Raw genomic sequence first — 14249 nt, forward strand, 5'->3', positions numbered from 1 at the left:
GGGGTTTTTTATGTTTTATTGTTTCTTCCATTGCCCGCCGTGGAAATATAGGCTATAATGGTTCGAGAAGTATAAATGATACAGGTGGCTGATATGTGGCGTTCGATATTTACAAGATTCAGAAAATTATCTCAGTGTACAGGAATACAGGCGATCCGTAACGGCCTCGTCACACTGATTCCCATATTAATGATTGGAGCCTTCTCACTGGTTCTGAAATCACTCCCCCTCACAGCTTATCAGGAGTTTATTGCAGGCTGGAGCGGGGGCTTTCTTTATGCGCTTATTAATGGCGTCTATAATGTCACCTTCGGCCTTTTGTCTGTTTATATGACACTGTCCATCTCTTATCAGTACAGCCTTCTGAAGAGCTCTGACGCCAGATCACATTCAGGAGGAATGATTATCGTCGCCCTGGTATGCTTTTTTATTTTATCAGGAATGACTACCGGAACCGCCACGGAGGGATCTTTCGGCGCCCAGGGCACATTTATAGCCATTCTGGCTTCGCTGGCCGGTTCTGAACTATACGTCATCCTGGTGGACCGCATGAAGCCGGTGAACCTTTTTTCTGACGGCGGCGACGTCCGGCTGACTTCCGCAATCAAATCTATTTTCCCTGCCGCTATTGTCATCATTCTGTTTGCCGTGCTTAACTATGTGATTTTGAGCATTACCGGGGCAGACAGCATCCAATCCCTGTTCCTTCTGAGCGCCAACGCTATTTTCAGGGTTGTCGGAAGCGGTATCGGAGGCGGGCTTCTGTTCGTAATTCTCTCCAGCGTCCTCTGGTTTTTCGGCATACACGGCAGCAACGTCCTGGAGGGTGTTTCCACCACAATGCTGGTCCCCGCTCTTGAGAAGAATGCTGCTGCTGTCGCTGCCGGGCAGACGCCTGTGGAGATCCTCACCAAGCCCTTCCTGGATACCTTCGTCCTCATGGGCGGCTGCGGCGCCACTCTCGGACTTTTTCTGGCACTCCTGCTGTTCAGCCGCAGGAGAAGCAACCGTACACTGATTAAAATGGCCGCCTTTCCGCTGGTATTCAATATTAATGAGATCCTTGTGTTCGGCCTTCCGGTCATCTACAACCCGACGCTGCTGATTCCGTTCATACTGACGCCCGTCGCCTGTTTCTTCACCTCCTACGCCGCCACTGTCATCGGTCTGGTCCCGGTCGTAACGCACACAGTTGAATGGACGACTCCTGTGCTGATCGGAGGGTATATGGCCACGGGATCTGTCGCCGGCACTCTTCTGCAGGTATTCAACCTGTTTCTGGCTGTATTGATTTACCGCCCCTTTGTCCGCAGGTACGATGCTGAAAAGCTCCGGACAGCCCAGTCGGAATACGACGAGCTTCTTCAGAAAATGAAATACAGCGAAGCCACTGGGACGCCTACCGTACTCACTGCCTCTGATACTATAGCCAAGGCCCTGGCCGCGGATCTGAATCACGCGATCAACACCGGTCAGCTAATGCTGTATTACCAGCCCCAATATCATCTGGACGGACGCTGCCTGGGGGCTGAAGCGCTGCTGCGATGGGATCACAAGGTCTTCGGCATGGTCTACCCTCCCCTGATCATCCGTCTCGCCCAGGAAGCAGATCTGCTTCCCCGCCTGGAAAAGATGATCGTTTCCCGCGCCGCCGCAGATCTCCAGCGGCTGCACAGCGAAACCGGACTGGAACTAAAAATCAGCGTCAATATCACAGGCTCCTCGATTCAGTCGGCAGATTTTGAGAATTTCCTGACTGACCTGTCAGCCAGGGATTATTTGCCCTGGTTAGAAATCACTGAACAGACTGCCCTTCTGTTCAATGACGAACTGAAGGCGCGATTTTCCCGCCTGCACGAGCTGGGTTACCATTTTGCGGTAGATGATTTCTCCATGGGTCAGACGTCCCTGAAATACCTTCTCGGCAGCCAGTTTGAACTGGTTAAGCTGGATGGGTCGCTGGTGACAGGCATGCTTGATAATCCCCGGTGCCGGGATATCGTTTCCTCCATTGTCCAGCTCTCCCATTCCCTGAATGTAGACGTGCTGGCTGAGTATGTCAGCAGCCCAGAGCTCAGGGACACGCTGGCCGGAGCCGGCTGCACCAGATATCAGGGCTGGTATTATTCACAGGCAGTTCCCTTTGATGAATTCGCGGCTCTGGCTTCCGGGAAAAAATTCTGATTAGCTGACGGGAAACGCAGCCCAGAACGTGCAGCCGCCGCCTGGCGTTTCTCTGAAACCGATCCTTCCCCCCCATCATACGGGTGATTTCTGCGGCTATGGACAGTCCCAGGCCATAGTGTGATTGATCTGTCCGGGATTTATCCCCGCAATAGAACCGTTCAAAGACATGAACCGCGTCTTCTGCAGAAATCCCCGTTCCATGATCTGCGACAGAAAAACAGATTTCATTTTTTAAAGCTCTGGCTTGAAGCTCTATGCCGGAGCCTTTTTTTGAAAACCTCACGGCATTGTCCATGAAAATCCTCAGAACCTGGATCAGCCGGTCCGGATCGGCCTTCAGTTCCGGCAATTCCTTTTCTTCCATTTCCACTGACAATTTCACGCCTTTTTGAATGCACAACGCTTCATAGCTTTCATACAGGCTGAACAGGATGATATCCACGTTTACCTCCCGGGGATAGAGGCTTACCGCTCCTGCGTCTGTAGAAGCCAGCAGCAGCCAAACTATAAAGGTCTTCCGCATCTCCCTGGCCGCCGTCCTGTGCCCGGCCTCCATCCGCCGTCCGCCCGCTTTCTCCCTGTTCGCTTCCAGTCTGGCCGCTTCCTGCCCGCAAATCCTTCCGGACGCCTCCTTCCCCAGAAGCCGGACCGCATCCCACCAGCATCAAAACGCCCAACCCAATTGCAAAAACCTTTAGCCCTTTAAAACTCTTCATAATAAAACCCACCTCTTTCTTCTTTATATGAACACATTATAGAAAAAACTTTTCTAAAAATCCTGTAAAAAATGTGTGCATAATGAATTACCCAAAGCCTCCAAATATTTGTTGACAAATCAACATTTCTCTGTTATAGTCATGTTGTTTTGTAAGTTGATGAATCAACTTTCCAGACAGAAAGAGGTAACTATGATAGAAAGATTTGAAAAACTCACCTCCGGTATCACCCAGGTCTACAAATCCATTCAGAGGATCAAGAAACACCGCATGGATTCCCTGGGGCTCAAGGGTTCCCATGTCATGTGTATCTACTACCTCAGTAAGAATCCGGAAGGGCTGACAGCGGCTGACCTGTGCTCCATCTGCCGTGAGGATAAGGCCGGTATTTCCAGGATTCTTTCGGATCTTGAGATGAATCAGTTCATCACCTACACCATTTCCCCCGATAAAAGGAAATACCGTGCGAAAGCGGTTTTAACCGCCAGAGGATCTGACTGCGCCCTCAAGGTGAAGGACTTGATTATGAGTGCGGTTATTTCAGGTGGCAAGGGGATTTCGGATGAGGAACGGGAGCTCTTTTACCGCGTCCTGTTTCAGGTTTCCGAGAACCTGAATGAGATCTGTGCTAAATTGGATAAAGAAACAGAAAGGATTTCTAACAACCATGAATCAACTGAAAAAGATTTACTGCAGGGTCTTTCAGACAGCATTTAAAATCGCCCTGCCTTTTCTTCCTTACCGCAAGCCGGAGATTGTCGGCAGCGTAAAAGCACTTCCGGAAATCATACGGAAAAATAACTGTGACAACGTTCTGGTCATCACTGATACAGGCATCCGGAAGCTGGGACTCACAAAGCGCCTGGAAAAGGCTCTGGCAGCCGGCGGTATCACTTTTACCATCTACGATCAGACCGTCGCCAACCCCACGACGGCCAATGTGGCGGAGGCGCTGGAGATCTATCAGTCCGGCGGATGCAACGCGATTATCGGTTTCGGAGGGGGCTCCAGCATGGACTGTGCCAAGGCTGTGGCCGTATGCGCGGCAAAGCCGGGCAAGTCTCTCGAGAAGATGAAAGGAATTCTGAAGGTACACACAAAGCTTCCGCTGATTATAGCAATCCCGACGACAGCAGGAACCGGCAGTGAAACGACTCTGGCGGCTGTTATCACCGACGCCGAAACACGCCATAAATATGCGATTAACGATTTCCCGCTGATCCCAAGATACGCGGTATTGGACCCCAAGGTCACTCTGAGCCTTCCGCCTCACATCACCGCCACTACCGGCATGGACGCCCTCACTCATGCGGTTGAGGCTTTCATTGGCAATTCAACCACCTACGGTACCCGGAAAGACGCCCTGATGGCCGTCCGGTTAATTTTTGAGAACCTGGACACCGCTTATGCGGACGGAAACAATATAGAAGCCCGGCGCAACATGCTGAAAGCTTCCTTCTACGCAGGCTGTGCGTTTACCAAATCCTACGTGGGATATGTTCACGCGGTGGCCCACTCCCTGGGCGGAGAATACAATGTGCCCCACGGGCTGGCTAATGCAGTCCTCCTCCCTTTTGTACTGGAAGCCTATGGCTCTTCCATCCACGCCAAGCTCCGCAAGCTGGCTGTTGAGGCCGGCATTTCTGACAAAGGCTCATCCGATGAATATGCGGCCAAAAATTTCATCCAAGCGGTTAAAGATATGAAGAAACGCTTCGGCATCGGAGATACGATCCGGGAAATCAGAGAAGAGGATATCTCAAAGCTTTCTCATTACGCGGATAAGGAAGCTAATCCCCTCTACCCTGTCCCGGTTCTCATGAACGCCAAGGAACTGGAACAATTCTATTATCTTCTGATGGAAAACTGAGAGGGAGGAATCTTCATATGACGGAAACAGAAATTAAAAATATGGTCAGCCAGCAGCGTTCCTTTTTTTACACCGGGACTACTCTGGATATCAATTACAGAATACAGGCCCTGAAAAAGCTGAAGGCCTGCATCCTGTCCCGGGAAACGGCGATCAATGAAGCCCTCCAAAGGGACCTGGGAAAAAGCGGGTTTGAAAGCTACATGTGCGAAACCGGGCTGGTGCTCAGCGAGATTTCCTATATGCTGAAGCATATCCGGTCCTTTGCCAGAGAAAAACGGGTTCCAACTCCTCTGGCTCAATTTCATTCCAGAAGCTATCAGAAGCCCTCCCCCTACGGGACTGTGCTGATCATGAGTCCCTGGAATTATCCCTTCCTCCTGACCATGGACCCTCTGGTGGACGCCCTGGCTGCCGGCAATACAGCGGTTTTAAAACCCAGCGCCTATTCACCGCACACCAGCGAGATTATGAAAGAGATCGTCCGGGAATGCTTTGAGGAGCCTTATGTGACGGCCGTCACCGGAGGCCGTGCAGAGAACACCTGCCTTCTGCAGGAATCCTTTGACTACATCTTTTTTACCGGAAGCCAGGCCGTCGGCAAAGAGGTAATGAAGCAGGCCGCTGCCCACCTGACCCCCGTCACCCTGGAGTTGGGCGGAAAAAGCCCCTGCGTCGTGGAAAAAACAGCCAATCTGAAACTGGCCGCCAAACGGATTGTCTTCGGCAAATTCCTCAACTGCGGGCAAACCTGCGTGGCTCCTGACTACATTTACTGCGACAGGGAGATAAGGGAAGCGCTGATCGATGAAATTAAACGCCAGATCACCGCCCAGTTCGGCAGGGACCCGCTGGCCAATCCAGATTATGGCAAGATCATCAATGAAAAGCATTTTCAGCGTATTTCCGGCCTGATCCAACCGGATAAGGTCGTTTTTGGAGGGAAAACAGACCCCCTGGCCCTGAAAATAGAACCGACCGTGATGGATTCCGTCACCTTTGAAGATCCGGTCATGCAGGAAGAGATCTTCGGCCCGCTCCTGCCCGTCCTGACTTACGAATCCTTCCAGGATGCCATCCAGACGATCAACTCAATGGCTCATCCGCTGGCGCTGTACATATTTTCTGCTAACAGGCCGGCAATCAGGAAAATCACTGCCGAATGCGGTTTTGGCGGCGGCTGTGTCAACGATACGATCATTCATCTGGCAACCAGTCAGATGGGCTTCGGCGGCTTCGGAGAAAGCGGCATGGGCTCCTATCACGGCAGAGACGGCTTCCGCACTTTCTCACATTTTAAAAGTATTGTGGATAAAAAAACCTGGCTGGATCTTCCCATGCGGTACCAGCCTTACAAAAATATACATGACAAGCTGATTCATTTCTTTTTGAAATAATACTGACAGAGGGCAGCCGCTTCATTTCTGTTTTTCTGCCTGATATTTTCTCTACAAAAGACTCATACTATCCCCGAGAAGGAGGATCGATTATGAGCAGATTTACATTACCAAGAGATATTTATCACGGAAAAGGCTGCCTGGAAGAACTGAAAAATTTAAAAGGGCGCAGGGCTTTCCTCGTCACCGGCGGAGGTTCCATGAAACGTCAGGGTTTCCTGGATAAAGCAGCCGCTTTTTTGGAAGAAGCCGGGATGGAACTCCGGTTTTTTGAAGGTGTAGAACCTGACCCGTCAGTAGAGACGGTTCTAAAGGGCGCTGAGGCAATGCGGAGCTTTCAGCCTGACTGGATCGTATCCATCGGCGGCGGCTCACCCATTGACGCCGCAAAGGCCATGTGGGCTTTTTATGAATACCCTGACATTACCTTTGAGGACTTATGCGTCCCCTTTCATTTCCCTGAATTGAGAAGGCTCGCCAGATTCGCGGCAATACCCTCCACATCCGGCACCGCGACAGAGGTCACCGCTTTCTCGGTAATCACCGACTACCAGACCGGGGTCAAATATCCCCTGGCCGATTTTAACATCACCCCAGACGTGGCAATTGTAGATCCCGAGCTGGTACAGGGTCTGCCTGCCAGGCAGATTGCCTATACAGGGATGGATGCGCTGACGCATGCGGTAGAGGCATATGTTTCCACACTGCACTGCCCCTTCACGGACCCTCTCGCCCTCAAAGCCATTGAAATGGTACTGGATTATCTTCCGGCGTCTTACCGGGGAAACCAGTCCTCCAGGGAACAGGTGCATTACGCCCAATGTCTGGCCGGTATGGCCTTCTCCAACGCACTCCTGGGAATCGTCCACTCCATGGCCCACAAAACGGGAGCCGCATTCACCTGCGGACATATTCCTCACGGCTGCGCCAACGCGATCTACCTGCCCTACGTAATCCGCTATAATGCCAGGGTGCCGGAAGCGGCCAGCCGCTACGCACAAATCGCCCGCGCCGCAGGACTTGCCGGAGCAAGCGAGCAGTCGCTGGTGAACAGCCTCTGTGAAAAGATATTTTCCTATAATAAAGACATGGATATTCCCTGCTCTTTACAGGGCTTCGGCATCCCTGAGATGGAGTTCAGGGAAAAGCTCGCGAAGATCTCTGAGCTCGCCGTTTCTGACGCCTGCACCGGTTCCAATCCACGCCCGATCACCACGGCCGGCATGCAAAGGCTGATAACATGCGCATATTATGGTACTGAGGTCGATTTCTGACGGTTCCAGAGAATCAAAGGGCTGACCCCGCCAGGGGGTCAGCCGCACCGTCATTTTTCATAAAATGCCTCGAATGCCCGGCCGATGAATATGGCCGCACCTTCTCCATACATTTTATCCAGGGTTTCCTGTATTTTTCTGTTATTCTGATATTCCTCTGCCGCCTCCAGCATCATAGCGCTTACATCCTTCATCTGATAAAGCTGCTTTGCCACAAAATCATATTCTCCGACCACCTCTTTTACTGCAAAAGAAGTCACATCCTCACCCTTTCTGGCTGCGAGTTTTTTCAGCACTTCGTCCATGCGTTTCTGATATGCCGGTATGATCTGTGGATTATCCGGGTTTTCAGCGGCCTTCAGCGCACTTTCTTTGTCGCCGTACCATTCCACCATTTTCGCATAATTCTTCTGGGCATTCTCACTGGCTGCACTTTCCCGAAAATGTTTTTCATACTGTTCCAGTCCCCCGTACTGCTCCGCGAGCTGCTCTAGCTGCTCCTTCGGCATATTGGTAACGATAGCCGCATAAAGCTTGTCAATGTCCTCTTTGCTGAACACTTCAAAATCCATCCTGTTATCTCCTTTCAGAATGTCATCCAGGCTGGCGATGAGGCGCTCCAGGCGTTCTTTTTTCATCACCAGCATCTGTCTCTGACTCTGCAGTATCTGGTTACTGTCAAGATGTGGATTTTCCATAACAGCCTTGATATCCCTTAAGGGCATATCGAATTCCCGGAAAAACAAGATCTGCTGCAATCTTTCCAGGGCCTTATCGTCATAAAGCCGGTATCCCGCCTCACTGACCGCCGTAGGCCTGAACAGCCCAATCTCATCATAATAGTGAAGCGCGCGCACGCTGATACCTGTCAGTTCAGATACTTCTTTAACCGTTTTCATCTGTATGGCCTCCTTTTTCCTGACAAAAACAGTTTAAACTATGACGTTCCGTCAAGGTCAACAGAAAAATTATTGTTTTTCCAGCTCCACCAGCTCCTTCATATAAGCCGGGACATCAATTCCCTGAGGGCAATGCTTTTTACACAGCCCACAGCCGAGGCAATCCTCCGGCCGGCGGCCCTCATCCAGCATCTTCAGGAAGTCGATCCTCCACGCTCTGTCCAGTTTGATGTCATTATAGATATTCAGGACACGGGGTATATTGATCTGCTTCGGACACTCCTCACAGCAGTAACGGCACCCGGTACAGGCTACAGATATCAGAGGGCGGTACTCCGCGCAGACTTCCTCAACCAGTGCCTTCTCCTCTGCCGTCAGTGGGCTGTACTCTGAAAAGACAGCCAGGTTGTCCTCCATCTGTTCCAGAGTGTTCATGCCGCTGAGTACCACAGCCAGCTTCTCCTTATCCATCAGCCAGCGCATCGCCCAGGAGGCGATGGAGCGGTCCGGTTCCACGTCCTTCAGACGCTTTTCCAGGGCTGGCGGCATCTCCGCCAGCCTTCCGCCGCGGACCGGCTCCATGACCATGACCGGAATATCCGTCTGCTCCAGCGCTTCATACAGTGCCCTGGCGTCTCCAAACAGCCAGTCAAAATAATTCAGCTGTATCTGCACAAAATCCCAGTCATAAGCAGCCAGGACGCGTGGAAACTGTTCCGGGGAACCGTGGTAGGAAAAGCCCAGATACCGGATCGTCCCTTTTCGCTTTAATTCCTCAAAATAGCCGAGACACTCCCTGGTCAGGATCTGGTCCAGAAAGTTATCCCGCAGTTCATGGAGCAGATAAAAATCAATGCGGTCGGTACCCAGCCTGCGCAGCTCCTCCGTAAACTGTGCTTTATAATCCGGCTCCGCAAGGATATTGAACTTATCAGCCAGATAATAACTGTCTCTGGGATATTTCGCCAGCGCCCTGCCCAGCACCTCTTCTGAACCGCTGTATACATACGCCGTATCATAATAATTGATGCCGGAAGCCATCGCTTTATCAATGATTGTCTCTGATTTTGCAAAATCAATCGGAGCCCCGGGCTGATTTCCTTCTCTGGGTAAACGCATGGTGCCCATTCCCAGCCGCGACAGGCTCACTTCTCCCCGAAAGTCCTTATACTGCATCATGAATCCCTCCATTCTGTGATCATTCTAATGTTTAAACGATAGCATATTATTTCTTTATTATCAATACATAGGGGCTTGTCCCCATGACGCCGTCCAGCGATATGCTAAAATCATCGAGATGTGCTTAGCAATATGCCTTGCTGCATACTCTATGTGGATTGGAAAAACCCCGGAAGCCGAAGTTCCGGGGTTTTTGATACATTCTGATTACTTTTGTTCGGTTGATTATCTCTTGGAGAACTGAGGCGCACGACGTGCTGCCTTCAGGCCGTACTTCTTACGCTCTTTCATACGCGGGTCACGGGTCAGGTATCCGGCGCTCTTCAATACCGGCCTGTACTCTGTGTCTGCCTGAAGCAAGGCACGGGCGATTCCATGACGGATGGCACCTGCCTGTCCGGTATAGCCGCCGCCGTGTACATTTACAAGAATATCGAATTTGTCGACGTTCTCTGTAGCTGTCAGAGGCTGACGAACGATGGTCTTCAGTGTCTCCAGACCAAAGTATTCATTGATATCTCTTTTATTAATCGTAATCTTACCGGTTCCCGGCATCAGATATACTCTCGCGATTGATTTTTTTCTTCTTCCTGTTCCATAGTATCTTGCACTAGCCAATGTCTCTTACCTCCTCATTAAAATGTCAGCACTTCCGGTTTCTGAGCTGCATGGGGATGCTCAGCACCAGCGTACACATGAAGTTTTGCCAGCATTGCTCTTCCTAAAGGTCCTTTGGGAAGCATGCCTTTGACTGCCAGTTCAATTACTTTTTCCGGTTTCTTTGCCAGCAGTTCCTTTAAAGTGGTCTCTTTCATGCCGCCCACGTACTCGGAGTGGCTGTAATAGATCTTCTGATCCAGCTTTTTGCCGGTCACTTTAATCTTCTCTGCATTGACAATCACTACATAATCACCGGTATCTACATGAGGAGTGAACTCCGGTTTGTTCTTTCCTCTTAAAACCTTTGCTACTTCTGAAGCCAGACGTCCAAGGGTACAATCCGTAGCATCAACAACATACCATTTCTTCTCGATCTTATCCGGATTAGCCATAAATGTGTTCATGGATATAACCTCCTGTGTTATAACTGCATCTAAAATATCATGTAATGCCGGGCCTGGTGCCCGATTCTGTGCTCTCGCCACTGTCCGAATGGTTCCCGCACACGAATAAACATCTCAGCCGGGGCTTTGGCCTCCATGTTCTCATTCTGGCTCCTGCCGCACTGGAATTCCGCATTTGGGAGATGCAAAACCGCCAGCAGCCGACACGGTGCCACACTGATTAATTATATGATACGAACTCGTATGTGTCAACCATTATTTACATTTTTTGCATGAAATTAACCCGATTTAAACACATGCTTCATTCAGACTGAAACTGTCATCCTTTCTGTTCCGGAAATCTGGCTCCCACTCGGGATACTGTATTTCCAGCAACGTCAGCCCGCAGGCCCTGGCCGTGGGACCGGCCTGGCTTCTGTCCCTGGCTTCAAGAATCTGCTGCATCCGCTCCGCCGGCCAGGAGCCCTTCCCTGCTTCCAGCAGAGTACCGGCGATGATCCGTACCATATGATACAGGAACCCGTTTCCCTGAATCTGAAAATGGATCATGTCGTCCTCTTTCCACAGCCGGGTGCCATAGATAGTCCGCACGGTTGAACCTTCCGCGCCCTGAACGGCCGCAAAGCTTTTAAAATCATGAGTGCCCGGCAGATACCCCGCCGCCTCCTTCATCGCTTCCAGATCCAATGCCCCGTACCAGAACATACTGTCCTGCCTTCTGGTAGGGTCGGAAAATGTGCGGTTCAGGATTTTATATTCATATGTTTTTACTGTACTCGTAAAACGTGGATGGAATTCCGGAGAAACCTCCTGTGATCCCTGTATCCGTATATCCTCCGGAAGCCTGGTATTCAAAGCAAAGGCGATCTTATCTCCAGGCATCCGCGCCCGGGTATCAAAGACCGCCACATTCCCTCTCGCATGTACCCCAGCATCCGTCCGGCTGGCGCCGACGGTGTGGATCTCCTCTTTCAAAAGCTCGCTCAGCGCTCTGTTCAGCACCTCCTGAACGGTGATCCCGTTGGGCTGCACCTGCCAGCCGCAATAGTTCGTACCGTCATATGCGACCGTCAATTTTATCCGCTTCATATCCCTCAACCCACTTTCTATACTCACAGGGCAGCGACAGGACTTCCCTGCTCCCGGCACGGCTGCCATTTTTACCATTTCAGGACGACTCCTATCACAATCGAAGCTGCCAGATATACCAGCAAAAAGCTGTACGCCAGCCAGTCTCTCTTCTGATACCGGAGAGGTTTCATCTGCGTTCTTCCCTCTCCCCCATGGTAGCAGCGTGCTTCCATGGCCAGCGCCAGGTCATTGGCCCGGCGGAACGCCGACACGAACAGCGGAACCAGCAATGGAACCATAGCTTTCACCTTTTTAATCAGCCCGCCCGAATCAAAATCTGCCCCGCGCGCCATCTGGGCTTTCATAATCTTGTCGGTTTCCTCCAGGAGTATCGGGATAAACCGGAGAGCGATGGACATCATCATGGCAATTTCATGAACGGGCACATGGATTTTGTTCAAAGGCTTCATCAGGCTTTCCATGGCGTCTGTCAGCTTGTTCGGCGTGGTCGTCAGCGTCATCAGCGACGCGCCGAGAATCAGATAAATCAGACGGATTCCCATCCGTCCCGCCAGCGCCAGTCCTTCCCACGTCACTCTCAAAATACCCCACTGCCAGATCACCCGTCCCGGTGTCAGCAGAACGTTCAGGGTCATGGTGATGACCAGAAGTACCACAATGGACTTTAATCCCCGTATCATGAAGGAAAAGGGCACCTTCGACAACAAAATAACACCTATCAGAAAAGCAGTTCCCAGAAGATATCCCCAGCTGTTCATCACAAACAGGGACACAATATAAATCAGGGTACCGACAAATTTTACTCTCGGGTCCAGCCGGTGCAGAAGGGATTCTGCAGGATAGTACTGGCCTATTGTAATATCTCTTATCATAGCTTTATCCTATCTGTCTGCCAAGTGCCTTTAAAATGGATTCCTTGGCTTCTTCTACTGTTGTTGCGGTTACGTCCACATCCATCCCCGCATCCTTCAGAGCATGCATGATATAAGTCATCTGGGGCGCTGCCAGGCCGATCTTTTCCAGTTCCCTGTAATGTGAAAAGACCTCCTTCGGCGTGCCGTCATAGGCCTTCTCCCCGTGATTCATCACGATGATCCGCTCTACATATTTGGCAATATCCTCCATGCTGTGGGAAACCAGTATGATAGTAATTCCCCTGGTGTCATGGAGATATTCAATCCGGTCCAAAATCTCATCTCTGCCCTTCGGATCGAGGCCGGCTGTAGGTTCATCCAGGATCAGGACGTCCGGGTTCATGGCCAGAACGCCCGCTATGGCAACCCTCCTCTTCTGACCTCCTGACAAGTCAAAGGGAGATTTCTCATACAACTCTTCAGGAATCCCCACATGGCGCAGAGATTTCTCCGCCTGTTCCCGGCATTCTTCCGGCGTCAGCCCCTGGTTCTTGGGACCGAAACAGACGTCTGTGATCACATCTGTCTCAAACAGCTGGTGCTCCGGATACTGGAACACCAGTCCCACATGAAAACGAAGGTCCCTCAGTTTGTAACCGTCCGCCCAGATATCCTCTCCGTCATAGAGCACACGGCCCGAGGTGGGACGCATCAGACCGTTAAAATGCTGAATCAGCGTGGATTTCCCGCTGCCCGTATGCCCGATGATTCCGATAAATTGTCCCTGGGGGATCTCCAGAGACACATTTTTCAAGGCATGCATTTCATATGCAGTACCGGGGCTGTAGGTATAGGTCACATCTTCTAATTTTATCGACATAGCGCATTCACCAATTCCTCGATCGTCAATATTCCTTCCTGCACCAGGACATCTTCCTTCCTCAGCTCATGGGCCAGCAGCGTCACCTGGGGGACATCCAGGCGCAGCTCTTTCAGCTTATCTACCTGTGAAAATACCTCCCTCGGGGTGCCCTGCATGACCATGCGTCCTTCATCCATCACAAACACGCGGTCCGCATAGATTACCTCTTCCATATAATGGGTGATCAGGATAACCGTCACTCCCTCGGCCTGATTCAGTTCCCTGACTGCCTTCAGCACTTCCTTCCGCCCATTGGGGTCCAGCATGGCCGTCGGCTCATCCAGAATAATACATTTCGGCCGCATGGCCATAACGCCGGCAATGGCAACACGCTGCTTCTGCCCTCCGGAAAGCTTGTTGGGGGAATGCTTCCGGTAGGAAACCATGCCTGTGGCCGCCAGGCTGTCGTCCACCCGCTTCCAGATCTCATCAGTAGGCACGCCCATATTCTCAGGGCCAAATCCCACATCTTCCTCAACCACAGAGGCTACGATCTGGTTGTCGGGATTCTGAAATACCATACCTGCCTCCTGGCGGATCTTCCAGATGTCATCATCACTGGAAGTGTCCATATGATCCACCCACATGGTACCCTCCGTGGGCACCAGCAGCGCATTCATATGCTTGGCCAGCGTAGATTTCCCGCTGCCGTTATGCCCCAGTACCGCAATAAACTGCCCGGGCTGGATATCCAGATCCACATCCTCGATGGCATGAGTGATTTCCGGCTCCTTGCCCTCATCCTCATATTGAAAATAATCGTATCCCAGCTTTTTGGCTCTGATAATTCCCACG

At 51.2% G+C, this 14249-nt stretch carries 15 protein-coding genes; 5 read left to right on the top strand and 10 right to left on the bottom strand.

Annotated elements, in window-relative coordinates; all coding sequences use genetic code 11:
• The first annotated feature begins 93 nt into the window (after positions 1–93).
• The gene (locus H9Q79_RS07525; RefSeq protein ID WP_249329557.1) at positions 94–2184 is read left to right on the top strand and encodes an EAL domain-containing protein; all 2091 of its coding nucleotides are present in this window, start codon (positions 94–96) and stop codon (positions 2182–2184) included.
• On the opposite strand, the gene H9Q79_RS07530 is transcribed toward H9Q79_RS07525, so the two are convergent.
• Positions 2075–2629: a sensor histidine kinase gene (locus tag H9Q79_RS07530; RefSeq protein WP_249329558.1), complete on the bottom strand. Its 555-nt coding sequence runs from the start codon at positions 2627–2629 to the stop codon at positions 2075–2077. The genes H9Q79_RS07525 and H9Q79_RS07530 overlap by 110 nt on opposite strands.
• Positions 2601–2903 (bottom strand): hypothetical protein, encoded by a 303-nt coding sequence (locus tag H9Q79_RS07535; RefSeq protein WP_249329559.1) that lies wholly within the window; start codon positions 2901–2903, stop codon positions 2601–2603. Before H9Q79_RS07535 ends, H9Q79_RS07530 begins: the two co-directional genes overlap by 29 nt.
• A gap of 192 nt (positions 2904–3095) precedes the next feature.
• Between H9Q79_RS07535 and H9Q79_RS07540 the strand changes: the two genes are divergently transcribed.
• From H9Q79_RS07540 to H9Q79_RS07555, 4 genes are all read left to right on the top strand, one after another.
• Entirely contained in the window at positions 3096–3620 is a 525-nt protein-coding gene (locus tag H9Q79_RS07540; protein WP_249329560.1) for a MarR family winged helix-turn-helix transcriptional regulator, read from the top strand.
• The gene (locus H9Q79_RS07545; protein WP_249329561.1) at positions 3571–4773 is read left to right on the top strand and encodes an iron-containing alcohol dehydrogenase; all 1203 of its coding nucleotides are present in this window, start codon (positions 3571–3573) and stop codon (positions 4771–4773) included. The genes H9Q79_RS07540 and H9Q79_RS07545 overlap by 50 nt, the downstream gene beginning before the upstream one ends.
• Positions 4774–4790: 17 nt before the next feature.
• Positions 4791–6170: an aldehyde dehydrogenase gene (locus H9Q79_RS07550; RefSeq protein WP_249329562.1), complete on the top strand. Its 1380-nt coding sequence runs from the start codon at positions 4791–4793 to the stop codon at positions 6168–6170.
• A 92-nt stretch (positions 6171–6262) separates the two neighbouring features.
• Positions 6263–7444: an iron-containing alcohol dehydrogenase gene (locus H9Q79_RS07555; protein ID WP_249329563.1), complete on the top strand. Its 1182-nt coding sequence runs from the start codon at positions 6263–6265 to the stop codon at positions 7442–7444.
• 50 nt (positions 7445–7494) lie between these two features.
• Here the strand turns inward: H9Q79_RS07555 and H9Q79_RS07560 are convergent, their stop codons facing one another.
• From H9Q79_RS07560 to H9Q79_RS07595, 8 genes are all read right to left on the bottom strand, one after another.
• Positions 7495–8343, bottom strand: coding sequence for a MerR family transcriptional regulator (locus tag H9Q79_RS07560; protein WP_249329564.1), 849 nt, complete (start codon positions 8341–8343; stop codon positions 7495–7497).
• 69 nt (positions 8344–8412) lie between these two features.
• Positions 8413–9522 carry an aldo/keto reductase gene (locus H9Q79_RS07565; protein WP_249329565.1) on the bottom strand — a complete coding sequence of 370 codons (1110 nt, stop codon included), beginning with the start codon at positions 9520–9522 and terminating at the stop codon, positions 8413–8415.
• Positions 9523–9747: 225 nt separating this feature from the next.
• The gene (rpsI, locus tag H9Q79_RS07570; protein WP_118645566.1) at positions 9748–10140 is read right to left on the bottom strand and encodes a 30S ribosomal protein S9; all 393 of its coding nucleotides are present in this window, start codon (positions 10138–10140) and stop codon (positions 9748–9750) included.
• A gap of 17 nt (positions 10141–10157) precedes the next feature.
• Positions 10158–10586: a 50S ribosomal protein L13 gene (rplM, locus tag H9Q79_RS07575; protein WP_118645564.1), complete on the bottom strand. Its 429-nt coding sequence runs from the start codon at positions 10584–10586 to the stop codon at positions 10158–10160.
• Positions 10587–10874: 288 nt separating this feature from the next.
• Positions 10875–11675, bottom strand: a complete 801-nt coding sequence (gene truA / locus H9Q79_RS07580) for a tRNA pseudouridine(38-40) synthase TruA (RefSeq protein ID WP_118645666.1) — start codon at positions 11673–11675, stop codon at positions 10875–10877.
• A gap of 71 nt (positions 11676–11746) precedes the next feature.
• A complete protein-coding gene (locus H9Q79_RS07585; RefSeq protein ID WP_249329566.1) occupies positions 11747–12550 on the bottom strand; it encodes an energy-coupling factor transporter transmembrane component T family protein in 804 nt (267 codons plus the stop codon).
• 4 nt (positions 12551–12554) lie between these two features.
• Positions 12555–13412, bottom strand: coding sequence for an energy-coupling factor transporter ATPase (locus tag H9Q79_RS07590; RefSeq protein WP_118645562.1), 858 nt, complete (start codon positions 13410–13412; stop codon positions 12555–12557).
• Positions 13403–14248, bottom strand: coding sequence for an energy-coupling factor transporter ATPase (locus H9Q79_RS07595; RefSeq protein WP_249329567.1), 846 nt, complete (start codon positions 14246–14248; stop codon positions 13403–13405). Before H9Q79_RS07595 ends, H9Q79_RS07590 begins: the two co-directional genes overlap by 10 nt.
• Position 14249 lies beyond the last annotated feature (1 nt).

Source organism: Wansuia hejianensis, from assembly GCF_014337215.1.
Taxonomy (GTDB): Bacteria; Bacillota; Clostridia; order Lachnospirales; family Lachnospiraceae; genus Scatomonas; species Scatomonas hejianensis.